This is a genomic window from Fulvivirga sp. (assembly GCF_040218215.1).
Taxonomy (GTDB): Bacteria; Bacteroidota; Bacteroidia; order Cytophagales; family Cyclobacteriaceae; genus Fulvivirga.
The window spans coordinates 377770-391111 of sequence record NZ_JAVJQL010000014.1 but is presented as its reverse complement, the minus strand read 5'-3'; the positions used below and the strand labels follow the sequence as shown (position 1 = coordinate 391111).

The following is a 13342-nucleotide window of genomic DNA, read 5'->3' as shown; positions in this document are numbered from 1 at the left end:
GTACTTTAGTTCAAATACTTATCAACTTCAACAAATGGTAAGTCAAAAGCTTCTGCAACGGCTTTATAAACTACATCTCCTTTAATTACATTCAATCCAAGCTTTAATTCATTGTTGTCAGAACAAGCTTTCTCCCAGCCCTTATTTGCTAATTGAATAGCATACGGTAAGGTAGCATTGGTAAGCGCAAGGGTAGAGGTGTAAGGTACCGCACCAGGCATATTTGCTACACAGTAATGCACAACATCATCAATAATATATGTTGGGTCTTCGTGAGTTGTAGGCTTACAGGTTTCAATGCATCCGCCTTGGTCCACGGCTACATCAACCAATACAGTGCCAGGGCGCATGTCTTTCAACATATCTCTTGTAATCAGGTTTGGCGCTTTTGCACCAGGTATTAATACTGCTCCAACAATAAGGTCATGAGTAGCAATTAGTTCTCTTATATTATATTCATTTGACATGAATGTATTAACATTTGCAGGCATTATATCATCCAGGTATCTAAGTCTGGGAAGACTTAAATCCATGATAGTAACATCAGCGCCCATTCCTGCGGCCATTTTGGCAGCATTAGTTCCTACAACTCCTCCACCCAGGATTAACACCTTGGCTGGACGAACTCCAGGTACGCCTCCTAAAAGGATACCACGACCTTTAAGAGGTTTTTCAAGATATTTTGCGCCTTCCTGAATGGCCATTCTTCCAGCCACCTCTGACATAGGCACTAATAATGGTAAGCTTCTGTCACTCTTTTCAACAGTTTCATAAGCAAGGCATACAGATTTACTTTCGATCATGGCCTTAGTTAAAGGCTCGTATGAAGCGAAATGAAAATAAGTAAACACAAGTTGATCTTTTTTAATCAGTTTGTATTCAGGCTCAATTGGCTCCTTTACCTTCATAATCATTTCAGCAATTGCATAAGTCTCCTCAATTGAAGGAAGCATCTTGGCACCAGCTGAAACATATTCTTCATCTATAAAACCACTGCCTTCTCCAGCTGTGGCCTGAACATAAACTTCATGTCCTCTTTTTACTAACTCCTGAGCTCCTGCAGGAGTTAACGCAACTCTGTTTTCATTATTCTTAATTTCTTTAGGTACACCTATAATCATGAGTGAAACTGTTTAATTGATAGTGCACAAATATAATAAGTAGTTGTTATTCTTATGTTGTACAACGAAATTTTATAATGTATGAGGCTGAAAAAAAATGCCAAACAGAATAAAATTTTAAAAAATAATATTTTTCAAATCACATGTAACGTTATTGTGTAATTATCAGTATAAAATAAGGCAATAAGGTTAAAAAAGCATTTCTTATCAGCCACTCTTGGGATATCTGAATTTGATTCATATTCCCAATTGGTTATTTTTGTATATCCTTAGACTTAATAAGTCATACCCGTTCCACCTTAAAACCAAATAGATTTGAACACTACTAAGGCTCCCAGAAAAACAAAGAAGACAACTGAAATTCTTGCTGATTTTAAGCTTGCCTGTTTGAGCAGAGAAGCGAGTTTGCTAGGTAGGAAAGAGGTTTTTATGGGTAAAGCCAAGTTTGGAATATTTGGTGATGGTAAAGAACTGGCTCAAATAGCAATGGCCAAATCATTCAAAAATGGAGATTTTAGGTCTGGATATTACAGAGATCAAACTTTCATGTTTGCGATAAATCAGCTTACCCTTCAGGAGTATTTTGCGCAGTTATATGCGCACACTGATGTTGAAGCAGATCCATCTTCAGCGGGTAGATTAATGAATGGTCATTTTAGTACAAGGCTGCTGGATGAAGAAGGCAATTGGAAGAATTTAACTGAAGAAAAACATAGTAGTGCTGATATATCACCTACAGCGGGTCAGATGCCTCGTTTGCTTGGTTTGGCTTATGCCTCTAAATTATATCGACAGAACGCGGGATTGAAGGAGTTAAAGCAATTTAGTATTAACGGTAATGAAGTGGCCTTTGGTACAATTGGTAATGCTTCAACATCTGAAGGTATGTTCTATGAAGCTGTAAATGCAGCTGGTGTACTTCAGGTTCCGATGCTAATTTCTATTTGGGATGATGAGTATGGAATTTCGGTTCCTAAAGAATATCATACAACAAAAGGAAATATATCAGCAGTATTAGAGGGTTTTAGAAGAGATGAACATCATGCTGGCTTCGAGATTTACAGGGTTAATGGCTGGGATTACAGAGCATTGATTGATACTTATCAGGAGGCTTCTGAGTTGTCAAGAAAGAACCATGTACCAACAATGGTTCATGTACAGCAAATGACGCAGCCACAAGGTCATTCAACTTCAGGGTCTCATGAGAGATATAAGTCTCCAGAGCGCTTGCAGTGGGAAGCCGAGCATGATTGTATAAAGATGTTCAGGTCCTGGATTATTGAAGAAGGGGTTGCTGAAAGTGACGAGCTTGATGAGCTTGCGTCTTTAGCCAAGAAAGAGGCTAAGGAGGCAAAAGATGCTGCGTGGCAGGCATTTAACAAAAGCATTGAAGAAGAGCATAATGCTGCATTGCAATGCTTGGCAAATGCTATCAATGAGTTCAGGGAAATTAGAGGACTAGAAGAAATAAGGGACACTTTAGATAAGACTGTAAATCCAATTAGACTTGATAGTTACAAAGCTATTAAGAAGGGTTTAAGGCTTCTAAGTAAAAAAAGCGGAGAGTCAAGAGCGGCCATGATAACATGGCTTAAAAGGGCTGAAAACAAGAACTATGACCGTTTCAATTCATATTTATATAGTCAGTCTTCAGAGTCTGCATTAGAGGTTGATGAAATTCCTGCTTTTTATTCTGAACAATCACAAATGGTTGATGGTAGGGAGGTATTGCAGGCTTGTTTTAATGCGGCTCTTCAAAGAGACCCGAGGGTATTGGCTTTTGGTGAGGACGTTGGTAAAATTGGTGATGTAAACCAAGCCTTTGCAGGACTTCAGGAGAAATATGGTGAATCGCGTGTTACCGATACGGGTATTCGTGAGTGTACAATTATAGGGCAGGGTATAGGCGCAGCTTTAAGAGGATTGAGGCCTATTGCAGAGATTCAATATTTGGATTATCTGCTTTATGCTATCCAAATCTTATCGGATGATCTTGCAACGCTTCAATATAGAACAAAGGGTGGCCAAAAAGCACCGTTAATAATAAGAACGAGAGGTCATAGACTAGAAGGGGTTTGGCATTCGGGATCGCCTATGGGTATGATTCTAAATAGCATTAGAGGAATATATGTGCTAGTTCCGCGAAATATGACGCAGGCTGCAGGTTTCTATAATACCATGCTTAAGTCTGATGATGCTGCCATTATCATTGAATGCCTGAATGGGTATAGATTGAAGGAGAAGACGCCTGATAATATTTCTGAGTTTACCGTTCCTTTAGGTAAGGTTGAAACTCTTAGAGAAGGTAAGGATGTCACGATTGTTACCTATGGATCTATGTGCCGTGTAGTAATGGATGCTGCAGACCAGCTGAATGAAATGGGAATTTCTTGCGAAATAATTGATACTCAAACCCTACTGCCATTTGATTTAAATCATGATATCTTGAAGTCTGTAAAGAAAACCAGTAGAGTTGTTTTTGCAGATGAAGATGTTCCAGGAGGTGCTTCCGCATTTATGATGCAGAAGGTGCTGGAAGAACAAGGAGCATATCAATACCTGGATTCAAAACCAATAACCATTACGGGTAAGGAACACAGACCGGCTTATGCATCAGACGGTGATTATTTTTCTAAGCCCAATCCTGAAGAAATATTTGATAAGGTATACGCTTTAATGTCTGAGGCTAACCCTGATAAATATCCAGATATCTACTAATCAATTTCTGACAGTCTGAATGGTGGTGTTTCAATAGTATTGCTGTAATTTCCACTTCTATCTAAAATGGTTATTTTCAGTTTCATTAAGTTGTCCTGAAAGATACTTTTGAAGCCAACGGAAACCATACCATATTTAAGGGTGCCTTCAAGTCCTTTGTCTTTTCCCGTATCATTTAAGATTGGAAATCTTCCATCAAAGTTAGTGCTACAATCAATTTCCAGACGCCAATCAAATTTTGTAAAAGTGCCTCCATTATCAACAAAGAAATCAACGAAAATATTATAGTGTCTTGGATTGAACTGGAAGTAAACTGTATCTTTTAGCTGATCTCCATTATTTAGGAAAAGTTCTGGATTTGTATCCCAATTAAAGCATTTGGGAGCACCAGCAAATGATGGAAGTGTGTCAATTATACTTCTGTTGGAAAGTACCATCAGATCTTCAAGTGGAAAGCTATTAAGCAGATTGATGGGTTGCCCGGTCTTATTGCTAAAGTATATTTTTTGATTGAAGGGTGGACTAAGTTCTTGCGTGCTCAAACCTAAATCCCCATCACCATCCTCAAAATTTAAAAATATTATAAGACTATCCGCATCGCTATTAGTGCCTACATCTTTAAATTTGACACTGCTATATTCTATTTTTGGAGTTGTGTCAAACTCAGGGGCATCAAAACAAGAAGTGAGTGCTAAAAATGCAACGAATATTGAAAATCTTACTTTCATAAACTAAAGATACAAATCACTTTAAAGAAACTAAACGATTGAATTTTAATAAAAGTTTTGAGCAAAAATTATTCCGTATTGATCAATATGATTTTGATACGTTGGCTCTTGAGCTTTTTCAATATCAATTTAATGCTAACCCCGTTTATAAACGATATATTAAAGAACTTGGTATAGATACTGATCAGATAAAAAAGATTACTCAAATTCCTTTTTTGCCCATTCAGTTTTTTAAAAGCCATAAAGTTATGTGTGGTGACTGGGTTCCTGAAATCTCATTTGCAAGTAGTGGCACTACAAGTTCAATGGCATCGAAGCATCATGTGAAAAAAATAGATTTTTATAGGAATCATTCCCTTTCAATTTTTAATAAATTCTATGGGTCGCCCACTCAGTATCATTTTATGGCCTTGCTCCCTTCTTACCTTGAAAGAAATAACTCTTCTCTGGTTTATATGGTTGATGAGCTTATAAAGGCAAGTGAATCTGAATATTCATCATTCTACCTTGATGATACAGCGGCTTTGATAAAAAATATAGATAAGGCTAAAAGGACTGATAAAAGGATATTTTTGATAGGTGTTTCCTTTGCACTGCTAGATTTGGTAGAACAACACAAACTTGATTTGTCCGATGCTATAATAATGGAAACAGGAGGAATGAAAGGCCGCAGAAAAGAGATGATTCGTAAAGAACTCCATGATCAACTTAAGAGGGCTTTCAATGTAAGGTTTGTTCACTCTGAATATGGAATGACTGAGTTAATGTCACAAGCTTATGCGAAAGAAGATGGGATTTTTTTTACTGACAAAAACTTAAAAATATTATTGAGGGATTTGAATGATCCTTTTGACTATGCCAAGAATGACAGACAAGGCGGTATAAACGTGATAGACCTGGGTAATTACAATACTTGCGCATTTATTGAGACACAAGATATAGGCAGAAGGGTTGGTAGGGGCTTTGAGGTTTTAGGCAGATTTGACAACTCTGAAAGTCGCGGGTGCAACTTAATGATTTAATCTGCTTAATTATACCTAGGTAATATCTTTAATTATTTTAATTAATTTGATTTTTGTCTAATCTTTAATACTTTTATGAAATACTTTGGCTTTAATCAAAACCACTACGTGATGAAATTAAGACTTGCGATGTTTCTTTTAGTTCTTTTTGGGTTGTCGGCATGCACTCAATACACATGTCCAACATATTCTAAGAAAGACGTTAAGAAAAAAGAGGTAGTTCTAGAGAAAGAGAGAATATAACTCTCCTTCTCCTTTTTACTTATTGGAAATCAGTGTTCCGGGCTACGTCAGACTCGGATATTTCGTCACCTCCCATAATTACTAATCTTTCAACTACATTTCGTAGTTCTCGAATGTTTCCTGTCCAAGGGTTTTTCTTGAGCAGTTCTGTTGCTTTAGGTGTTATACTTTTGACCTTAGACCCATATTCATTAGCTATATCTTCTAAAAACTTTGGTACTAACAGCTCAATGTCACTCGCCCTGTCTCTCAGTGGTGGAACCTTAATTAAAATCACACTCAGTCGGTGATAGAGATCTTCTCTAAAATTGTTATTGGCTATTTCTTCTTTAAGGTTTTTATTAGTTGCCGCAACTACTCTTACATTCACTGAGATTTCTTTATCTCCACCAACTCTTGTGATTTTATTTTCTTGCAAAGCTCTTAAAACCTTGGCTTGGGCAGATAAGCTCATATCACCAATTTCATCAAGAAAAAGTGTGCCATCATTGGCTTGTTCAAACTTTCCTATTCTTTGTTTAATGGCTGAAGTAAAGGAGCCTTTTTCATGGCCGAATAGCTCACTCTCAATTAATTCAGAAGGAATAGCTGCGCAATTTACTTCAACCATTGGCCCTTTAGACCGATTGCTTTGTTCGTGAATTTGACGAGCCACTAACTCTTTTCCAGTTCCATTTTCGCCAGTAATCAACACTCTTGCATCTGTAGGGGCAACCTTTTCAATGGTCTCTTTAATGGCCATTATATTTTCAGATTCCCCAACTATTTGAGATCCTTTAGAAACTTTCTTTTTTAAAACTTTGGTTTCCTTTACCAAAATAGATTTGTCTAAGGCGTTTCTTAACGTAACCAGAAGTCTATTTAAATCTGGTGGTTTTTGAATAAAGTCATAAGCACCTTTTTTTGTGGCTTCTACAGCTGTTTCGATAGTGCCATGAGCGCTTATCATTACAAACTCAGTGTCAATGCCATTTTCAACAGCCTTTGTTAAAACTTCTATGCCATCCATTTTAGGCATTTTAACATCACATAAAGCCACATCAAATTTTTCTCTTTGAAGCATTTTTAGACCTTCTTCTCCATCTTTTGCTTCTTCAACAGTATATTTTTCGTACTCAAGTATTTCTTTCAGCGTATTTCTGATACTCTGTTCATCATCAATAATTAAAATCTTTGCCATATCAATAGTTAAGTAAAAAAATGCAAGCCTATAAGCCGGGTTCTGTTTCTCGGCATAGCCGAGACCCTTATCATTTATCTAGTCCTAACGTCACCGTTAGGATCAATCAACCTACCCACTGATTCGAGCGAGCAGCTCTCAAACATCAGCTTATTTGGTCTTTCAACTCGTAAGGTTTACCATGCACCTCATTGTCACCAATGAAGACGGTGGGCTCTTACCCCACCTTTTCACCTTTTCCCTGACGGTAACCGTCAGGGTAGTTTGTTTTCTGTTGCACTTGCTGTTCCCGGCTTAGCCAGGACCTTCCTGTTAGGAAGTACGATGCTCTGTGTTGCCCGGACTTTCCTTCCGCCAACTGGCGGACGATAAGGCGGCTTGCACATCAAAGGTAGCCACAATAAATAATTTATTGGGTATAAGAGTGGTAAACAATAGTAGAGTTATTCCATCAAAAAAAATTAATGAACATCCGCTCCTGTGAGCTTAAACTCAAATTCATCTGCAACATTGGCCACCTCCTGAATAATTTCTTTTAGAAGCTGCTCAGTTGCACTTTCAATAAAGCTAGAAGCTTCAACATGGATGAAATCATCTAATATAGCAAACTTTGCATGGTTAAGATTGGCATTCTCCTGAAGTAACATTTTTAAATCCAAATCACTTTCAAAACGACACACTTTAGATGTGAACTCTATGCCAAGTCTATCATATCTGCTGCTGTGCTTCAGTTTACCAAGAACCGTTTGAAATCTTTCATCAGGCAGTGGTACAATAATTATTGAGGTTCTGCTGTCATATTCGGAATATGTCCCGCCTATTTCATTAGCATAGTTTTCCATGAATGCATTAAGGTCCATCTTGATTGTTGTTTTAGTTTGACAAGTAAGTTAGAAAATTGCTGTCAATAATAAAATGAATGAAACTTGAATTTACTGTCACTAAATTCCAGAGTAGGGGCAGGCAGCTTTATCATATTCACAAAATAAAGTGCAGTATTTACAATCTTGGATCTGGTCTTATACTCATTAAAATCAAAATCTAATGCTATAAAATATTGTCTTCTTGGGTTAAAGCCATTCTCCTCATTGTCCTTTTCGTTGGCATAAACCATTCCTTTACCACCATATCCGATAGCAATATTTAGCCATTTTGGGAGCTTGTCATTAAATTTTGAAAGATCAAAAGAGAGCCACTGATGCTGGCCATTATAGTCTTTTATTAATTCTTCACTAAAATTTGAACCCAAAACTTCTGGGCGATATTTTGGATAGTCAGTCCTGTTGAATGAATATTTTGGGTGTATTCTGATTTCGCTCCAGGCAGATTGTTGACTAAAGAAAAGTGCGGTTCCTAAGCTGTTGGCAATGATATCACCAGATGAAGCGCCATACTCAGAAGAAAACCCATCGAATATTTCTATTGGTGTCATTACCAATACACTAACCATTGAACCCCAAAATATTGATTTTGTTTCTTCTAATCCGGCCCATTTGAGTCCATGATAACTGGCCTTTGATATGTGAAAGGATGAATAGAAATGCCCTAGCTTATCGAGCTGATACCACTGTTTGTTATCGTTGAAGAAGTGAAAAGATTCACGTTCGTAATCTGAGTACCAAAGCTGGTCAAGGGCAATGAGAGAACCGGCATAGACAATACTTCCACCAATAATGAGCGGTTTTAATCTTTTGCTTACTGTTGTGCTATCCTGAGCGTACAGATTTAAATTAAAAAGAAGAAGACAGATAAGAAGGGTTCTATTCCATTTCATCTTCTTTGATTATAGCTTCACTTTTAGAGGAGGTGGTATTATCCTGTTCTTCCTCTTCCTCATCTGATTTTACTTTATCACGACTTTTCTTAAATAAATCGCTCAACTCGTCAAAGCTTTGGGTATGAATTAAACTAAAACCTGTGGTAATTGTATTTTGATTTTCCTCTGTTGGGTTGATAGGATTGTAGTTGGTCCGGTTATACATTTTAACCTTAAACTTGCCATCATCTGTCAGTAGATATTCTACCGTCCAGTCACCAGCAATACTGCTTACATCGGCTCTGTTTGCCTGATTTGTGAAGCCTCCATTTCTGGTTACACGCAGCCTTCCATCCAAGAAAGTATAGGATAACCTCAATTGAAATGTGTTAAAAGCTTCTTCATCAAGCTTTCCAAAATCAACATCAATTTCCAAATTCTCATCTACCTGAGTTATCCAATAGCTTAATTGGTTAGAAAGTAATTCACTCACACTATTTGTAATAGAGCCTTTAGTTTGAAACGACTGCAATGGAGAAAACCGTCTGAGTACAATCAAACTGAATACTTGACGCTTTAATTCTTGCTCATCAATGCTATTCTTAAATTTCAAGAATTCAAACTCTAGGTCAACCGGATTACCAGTTGGGGTTTGAATATTTCTGGGTAGGTTGATTGTAGTAATATCAAAATTAACTGAAGGGGAGAGAAGGGCACCGTCAATTTCAAGCAATACATTTACCGGATATTTTCTTCTTATTTCGACTATGTCATTAATATCGTCCTCAGCAGTGGAAAGATCGGTTAGTAATGGAGCAAAGGATGCCAATTGGTTGTACGTTGCTTCTATATCCAACACACCCTGATAAGGATCTCCATACCAAGAAATCTTGCTGTTTTGCAAAATTTCAAACTCCTTATTGATCAGATTGTATAATGTAAAATTATAACCTCCTTCCTGGATGTAATAATCACCAAACATGTTGAATTCTCCTTTAGTGTCAATTTCCAACTTTAAGTCTCCGTTACCTCTACCTCTTATAATATCACCTGATTTTATGTCAAAAATTATCTCGCAGTAGGCATCAGGGGTAATATCCAGATCAAAGTCTAATTTAAGACCTCTCAGATCTATTTTATTCACCACCTCTTCAACTTGCTGATCAACGTTACCGCTCAAATCTACAAAGTCAATGTACTCTTCTTTTTCTATTGACTCTGTATCACCAATAGGTATGTAAATTCTGGTTCCTTTCTCTGTGCGTGCACTGGCTATAATATTCATGTTATTGAGCAGCCCAATAAAGTGTATATTCCCTGTTGCCACACCATTACCATAGAATAGCTCATTGTCAGTACTTACTGTATTTAATACCTGAAAATTATTGATGTCTGCACTAAGGTCTATACCCATATTTCTGAAATTGGTATGACTTATATACCCATTTATCTCACCTCGATTTTCTTCTTCATCAAAAATCTCAATCTCTTGAAACCCGATCTTATTATCAGTAAAATAGAATTTACCATTTAGGTTATAATCTGTATTTAAGTAATTAACGTGCAATCCTGCGTCATTTATAAGTCCACTGCCATTGATTAGTGGAGCTGATAATTTTCCAGTAATAGACAGCTCTCCATCTAGCGTTCCTTTGAAATTTGTAAAAAAACTATCAAGAAACGGTTCAAGAACTTTAACTTCAGTGCCATTAAGTTCTGCTGTTAAATTTAAATTGTCTTCCTTAAATGGTGAATAGGTGCCAGTGAGATTAAGTATTTTATACCCTAACCTTTTAATGCTACAGTTGACATCAGATTGTTTTGTTGAGTTATTCCAATTACTTGCCGCAATCAGATTACCAATAAGAAAACCATCGACCTCAAAATCATTTATTGTAAACCTATTGTCGATTAAAATATTGTCATAAACATTGCTCACTTCACCATATCCATCAACTACACCAGACAGGTCTTTGTTAATTACAGTATTAAGGTTGTCAAGGTTTAAGCTGTCAATGTTCAAAACCATTTTTTTATTGGAGTCTTCCGAAATAGCACCTTCTATAGCTATTCTTTGATTTTGATTGAAAATACTGAAGTTGTTTATAAGTACTTCCTTACCGGAAATGGTAATTCTGTTGTCACTCTGTATTTGCCATTTTTTGTCAAGAATTTGTAAATCAGAAGACTCTACTCTTATATCTGTAGAGTCGGTTTTGAAGTCAATTGCTCCAAATAATAATGCCCTGTTGTCATAAGCTGTTTGAAAGATATCAAATTCGAAATCGATGTGATTGTTATTCCAAATTCCTTCAAATAGCAAATCTCGTGTTCCAATATCTGAAAGTTGCTGATTTTCAGAAGCTAAATAAACCATCGCTAGTACATTAGTACTATCAGATATTTTAGAAATGTTTATTTGAATATCATTATTTAAGAACTGATTATTCTGATATGTAATACTGTCAATATTCGTTTCAAGAGCGAATATTGAGGTGTAACCACCAGTAATACTACCATTTATTCTACTTGCACTTGGTACTGATAATTCAGGGGCAAATACATCCAGCAGTGGGTTAAGGTCCTTAATCTGTACCTCGTAGTCCATTTTAAAATCATTCTCTTTCTCCTTGCTTTTGGAAGCATAGTAAGCTGCTGTAGCCTCACTATCATTCTTCAGGGTTAATTCATATTCTTTAATAAGTGATTTTACTTTGGTATATACCTGAGTAAAATCAAACTCGCCCTGGGTTTTTATATTGAATAAGTTAGAGTTAAGGAATACTATTCGCTGCTCTTCATCCTTATCAGATATTATAGATAAAGAATCAATTTGGATGGAGTTGTTTCTGTATTCAATATATGTGTCAAGCAAACTGGCCCCTCCTAAAATATTGTCAACCTTTAAACCACGGGCGTTAACGTCCAGATTCGATCTTACAAATAAATCTTCTTCTGTAAGGTTAAGAACTTTAAGGTTTGCGGTATCTAATTTGGCCTGGAGGTTAAAAAAGTTGAGACCTGCACGCAAATCAATTGCTCCATTTACATTTAGCCGTAGGTTAGGATCATCTACATTAACTGTACCCTCAAAAAATTCTTTTGTAAACCGTGCATTGGTTTGAATATTTTCATATTCATAACCCTTTAAGCCGATTTTTTCAATCAGACCATCAAGCTTAAAATCTGCTGTTTCCAGGGTGAAGCCAGAACCTTTTATATTACCATTCAAAGTTACAGCCCCTATTATATCATTTTGAGTGTATCCACCCACATCAAAATTTTGCATGGATAAATCCCCACTATAAACTGACTTGCTAATGTCTTCTTCTAGTTTGAGGTTTATATCTGAGCTAATTCGTCCATATTCAGTATAAAAATCACCTTTAGCCACAAAGTCTGTTGGGAATCCTAAGAATGACGCGCTGAAACTGATATGCTCAAATGGTTCTAGTCTACTGTATGATTTAGGTTTTACATATTGCTTAATGTCTTCTATCGTAACATATGAGTTGCTCAAATCAAAATCTATAAAGGTCTCCTGAAAATTGGGCAACCCAGTCATTCTGATTTTACCTTTAAGTGCAGTGCCAGAGCCAAAGGCTACATTAGCATTTCTGATAGTAAATGATCTCACAAATCCGTTAAGATCACCACTAACTCTAAAATTTTGGTTGTAAGATTTAGCGCCAGAAGCAAATAACCCAAGGTCATTGGTGTTGATGATTGAATTATCAAGATGCCCAACGACCTTCACTTTATTGTTAAAATCACTCAGGTCAAGTGTGCTTGAGTACTCTAGCCTTAAAGAGTCTTTAATATTACTTTGACCAACTTTTAAATCCAGTTGCCTGAATGACATGGCACTTTGAGATACTGCAAATTGGGATTTGAGATTTTTTATGTCCAGGCCAGTTTTACGGTCATTGCAAGTCAACTTTTTTACATTAATGCTAAAAGTGTCTTTAACCGTAAATACCTGATCAAATTTTCCGTTGATACTATCAACCACAAAATGATAATAGTCAAATCCAGTACTAATGGAATCCCTTCGTTGATCGTTATAACTAAATCTTGAGTTGATAATCTCTAAATTATCACAAGAGAGATATTGTCTTGAATTTAACCCTTGACGTTTTTTTAGTGCTTTTATTCTTTTAATAAAATCATTGATATTTAACGTTTGTAGGGAGTCATCTTCGGCAAAAAGTTTTGTAAGATATACATGAGCACCTGTTAAGGCAATGTCATCTACATTATGATTTTCTGGTTCAAGCATTGCTGATAGATCAAAATCAACCCATACCTTTTCAGCATAAATCATTTTATTGTTTTCCAGATCATAAACCTCTAAACCTCCAATTTCTACACTGTCAAACCATTTGATTGCAATATTTGAAAGGCTTACATCATACCCCAACATTTTAGAGTACTTCTCAGATAAATAGTTGACTAATTTTGTTTGGATATAGGGAAACTGTACTGCTCCCGCTGCAATTGCAAGTAGAAGGAAGAGTGATACGATGAACCAAAGTATTGTCTTAACAATGCGATTTTTAATAACTTGCGCCAAA

8 protein-coding genes and 1 other RNA gene are annotated in these 13342 nt (G+C 36.4%); 2 read left to right on the top strand and 7 right to left on the bottom strand.

From position 1 onward, the window contains the following. Positions 1-5: 5 nt before the first annotated feature. Complete coding sequence (gene ald, locus RIB54_RS10445; protein WP_350068909.1) at positions 6-1121, bottom strand: alanine dehydrogenase; 1116 nt, start codon at positions 1119-1121, stop codon at positions 6-8. A gap of 315 nt (positions 1122-1436) precedes the next feature. On the opposite strand from ald, the gene RIB54_RS10440 reads away from it, so the two are divergent. Further along, positions 1437-3839 (top strand): alpha-ketoacid dehydrogenase subunit alpha/beta, encoded by a 2403-nt coding sequence (locus RIB54_RS10440; RefSeq protein ID WP_350100859.1) that lies wholly within the window; start codon positions 1437-1439, stop codon positions 3837-3839. On the opposite strand, the gene RIB54_RS10435 is transcribed toward RIB54_RS10440, so the two are convergent. Next, positions 3836-4567 carry a hypothetical protein gene (locus RIB54_RS10435; RefSeq protein ID WP_350068903.1) on the bottom strand — a complete coding sequence of 244 codons (732 nt, stop codon included), beginning with the start codon at positions 4565-4567 and terminating at the stop codon, positions 3836-3838. The two genes, RIB54_RS10440 and RIB54_RS10435, sit on opposite strands and share 4 nt — an antisense overlap. Before the next feature lie 38 nt (positions 4568-4605). On the opposite strand from RIB54_RS10435, the gene RIB54_RS10430 reads away from it, so the two are divergent. Further along, positions 4606-5589: a LuxE/PaaK family acyltransferase gene (locus RIB54_RS10430; protein ID WP_350100857.1), complete on the top strand. Its 984-nt coding sequence runs from the start codon at positions 4606-4608 to the stop codon at positions 5587-5589. Between the two features lie 262 nt (positions 5590-5851). Here RIB54_RS10430 and RIB54_RS10425 read toward each other — a convergent pair whose 3' ends face one another. The 5 genes from RIB54_RS10425 to RIB54_RS10405 form a co-directional block, all read right to left on the bottom strand. Next, the gene (locus RIB54_RS10425) at positions 5852-7012 is read right to left on the bottom strand and encodes a sigma-54-dependent transcriptional regulator (protein ID WP_350100856.1); all 1161 of its coding nucleotides are present in this window, start codon (positions 7010-7012) and stop codon (positions 5852-5854) included. 15 nt (positions 7013-7027) lie between these two features. Then, positions 7028-7397: RNase P RNA component class A (gene rnpB / locus RIB54_RS10420), an RNA gene on the bottom strand. Between the two features lie 76 nt (positions 7398-7473). After that, a complete protein-coding gene (locus tag RIB54_RS10415) occupies positions 7474-7872 on the bottom strand; it encodes a type III secretion system chaperone family protein (protein ID WP_350100855.1) in 399 nt (132 codons plus the stop codon). A gap of 44 nt (positions 7873-7916) precedes the next feature. After that, the gene (locus RIB54_RS10410; RefSeq protein ID WP_350100854.1) at positions 7917-8786 is read right to left on the bottom strand and encodes a DUF2279 domain-containing protein; all 870 of its coding nucleotides are present in this window, start codon (positions 8784-8786) and stop codon (positions 7917-7919) included. Beyond that, positions 8773-13341 (bottom strand): translocation/assembly module TamB domain-containing protein, encoded by a 4569-nt coding sequence (locus tag RIB54_RS10405; RefSeq protein WP_350100853.1) that lies wholly within the window; start codon positions 13339-13341, stop codon positions 8773-8775. Before RIB54_RS10405 ends, RIB54_RS10410 begins: the two co-directional genes overlap by 14 nt. Between the last annotated feature and the right edge of the window lies 1 nt (position 13342).